At 65.5% G+C, this 2,747-nt stretch carries 3 protein-coding genes and 1 pseudogene; all 4 read right to left on the reverse strand.

The window, feature by feature from the left end; translation table 11 throughout:
- Positions 1-306 (reverse strand): annotated as a pseudogene (locus tag RMO57_RS09640) (ferredoxin--NADP(+) reductase); the annotation flags it as partial.
- 45 nt (positions 307-351) lie between these two features.
- Positions 352-675, reverse strand: coding sequence for a ferredoxin FdxA (gene fdxA / locus RMO57_RS09645; RefSeq protein ID WP_263534495.1), 324 nt, complete (start codon positions 673-675; stop codon positions 352-354).
- A gap of 74 nt (positions 676-749) precedes the next feature.
- Positions 750-1,550: a uroporphyrinogen-III C-methyltransferase gene (cobA, locus tag RMO57_RS09650; RefSeq protein WP_310386078.1), complete on the reverse strand. Its 801-nt coding sequence runs from the start codon at positions 1,548-1,550 to the stop codon at positions 750-752.
- Between the two features lie 2 nt (positions 1,551-1,552).
- Positions 1,553-2,747 (reverse strand): sulfate adenylyltransferase subunit 1 (locus RMO57_RS09655; RefSeq protein WP_310386080.1); only part of this gene is annotated, 1,195 nt, incomplete at its 5' end.

A 2,747-nucleotide genomic window follows, 5' to 3' on the forward strand; every position in this document is an offset into this window, starting at 1 on the left:
GAAGGTCGCGCCAAAAGGCTCGATCTGCTTGAGCAGGTTGTCGGTCAGCTCCTTGCCGGTGCAAATCGGCACGGCCGGGATGTCATAGATCGGCTTGTCCGGGTACAGCTCAATGCACTGGCCGCCGGGGTAGGCGAGCGAGTCGATGATGTGGGCCTTGATTTCGAGCAAACCGAGCTCGAAGACCTGAAACAGTCCGACCGGACCGGCGCCGACGATGACGGCATCGGTCTGAATCGCGTCGGGTCCGGGCACCGGGTTCGCGGCGGCCGGCGTGGCAATCTCTGCGTTCAATTGAGCATCCATTTTTTCTTGGGGCCTGAGCTCGTAGCCAGGCGGCAATTTACAAAGTTAGCGGAGCAGCTCGGGCAGCTTGCCCGTGCGGTCCTTCCAGTCATCGGCGTCCGGCAGCGGCGCGTGGCGCTTGGTGATGCTGGGCCATTTCTTGGCCAGATCGGCATTCAGCTTGATCATGTGCTGCATATTGCCCGGCACATCTTCCTCCGGCACGATCGCGTTGACCGGGCACTCGGGGATGCAGACGGCGCAATCGATGCACTCATCGGGGTCGATGGTCAGAAAGTTCTGGCCTTCGCGGAAGCAATCGACCGGGCACACATCGACGCAGTCGGTGTACTTGCAGCGGATGCATGATTCGAGGACGACGTGGGTCATGTTGCAGCTCGTGTTGTTGTTCGGGGCTAGATTGCCGTTCGCGCGCCTGATGAAACAGCGGCAAAACGCGGATTTTAATCGTTTGAGGTGGGCATACGGTCTTGATGCGGCGCAAGACCCGGTGTGTTGCTGGAAATTGTTGCCTCGGCGTGGCTGGGCGGCTGCACAAAAATCAGCGCTCTGGCCCCGGCACCGACGGTCACGACGGTGGGCCGGCTCCGGTGCAGCAGCGCGGCTGCGGCCAGGCTGTCGACCTGGTGATCGCTGGCCAAGGCATCGGCACAACCCGCCCTGGAGACCACGCAGACCGGCGTGTCGGTCGGCCAACCGGCCTCGATCAGCTTGCGGCCCAAGGGCCCGAGTTGCTGGCCGGCCATGTAGAAAACCTCGGTGTCGGCCGAACGTGCGGCTTGCAACTCGCCCAGCTGGGTCATCGCGGTGGTCAGGCAGACGTTGCGCCCGCTGCCGCGCCGGGTCAGCGGGCGTTGCGTCTGCGCGGCGGCGGCAAGCGCTGCCGTCACGCCGGGCACCACCTCGCAGGCAATGCCGGCCTCGGCCAGGGCCAGTAACTCTTCTTCCAAGCGGCCAAAAATGCAGGCGTCGCCGCCCTTGAGGCGCACCACCAAGCGGTGGCTCAAGGCCTGCTTGACCAGCGCCGCGTTGATGGCGGTTTGCTTGGTCGAATGGCAAAAGCCGCGCTTGCCGACGTCGAGCCAGACCGCGTTCGGTGCCAAGTCGCGCAGAGCCGGGTCGGTCAAGGCGTCGAATAGCACGACCTCGGCCAAGCCCAGCGCACGCGCGCCGCGCACGGTGATCAAATCGGCCGCGCCGGGGCCGGCGCTGACGAAGATGACTCTGCCCTTGGTCGCACTCATGATCAGCTCGCTGCGCGCACCAGCAGGGCGCCGCTGGTGCGGTTGCTGGTCGCATCGACGACGATCAGCGCGCCGCCGATGCGGTTGTTGGCATAAGGCTCTACGGCTAAGGCGCTCTGTGTTTCGATCCGTACATGGCCGATCTCGTTGACCTTGATCTCGGCGGCGGGCTGCTCGGCCAGCGTGTGGATGTCCAAGCGGTGCTCGATGGCGCTGATGCGCGCCTGCACCCAGCGGTTGCCATGGCGCAGCCAGTATTTGCGCCCGGCCACGGCCGGTTCGGTGTCCAGCCAGGCGAGCGTCGCCTCGAAGCTCTGCGTCGGCGTGGCCGAACCGGGGGTGACGATCCAGTCGCCGCGCGAGACGTCGAGCTGGCGGTCCAGCACCACACCGGCCGACTCACCGGCGACGCAATGCGCCACCGTCGCACCGGCGCGCCGCACCTCGGCCACGATGGCCGTCTGGCCGCTCGGCAGAATCTGAATCTGATCACCGGCCTTGACTTGGCCGTGCGCAATGCGGCCCCACAGCGTGCGCGGCTGGTGACCAACGCCATCGCCGGTTTCACCCGCTTCACGCGCCACATACTGGACCGGAATCGACAGCTGCCCTTCGACCTTTTCCTGCACGCCGGGCAGGCTTTCCAGCACTTGCAGCAGTGACGGACCTTGGTACCAGGTCGCCCATTCGCCATCCAGCGGCTGCGTCACGTTGTCGCCGCGCAAGGCTGACACCGGCACGATGGCGGTGACTTCAATGCCGGCCTGCTCGGCGAAAGCACGCAAGGCTTTGCTGACGGCCGCGAAGGCCGGGCCGGGTTGTTCCAGCGCGTCCAGCTTGTTGACGGCGAAGACGATGCTGGGCACGCGCAGCAGATGGGCTAACAAGCTATGCCGACGGGTTTGCGGCAACAACACGACCGCCTTGTCCCCATCTGCGCTGGTGTCCAGTTTGGTGATGTCGACCAGCACTACCGCCGCGTCGGAGCCGGCGGCGGCGGTCACCATATTGCGGGTGTACTGCTCATGGCCGGGCGCGTCGGCGATGATGAATTTGCGCGACTTGGTGGCGAAGTAGCGGTAGGCCACGTCGATGGTGATGCCTTGCTCGCGCTCGGCCTCCAGGCCGTCGGTCAGCAGGCTCAAATCGATCGGCTGCCCGGCGGCGCGCTTTTCCAGCATGTCGAGCTGATCCGCC

It is taken from the genome of Roseateles sp. (assembly GCF_031397715.1).
Lineage (GTDB): Bacteria > Pseudomonadota > Gammaproteobacteria > Burkholderiales > Burkholderiaceae_C > Paucibacter_A.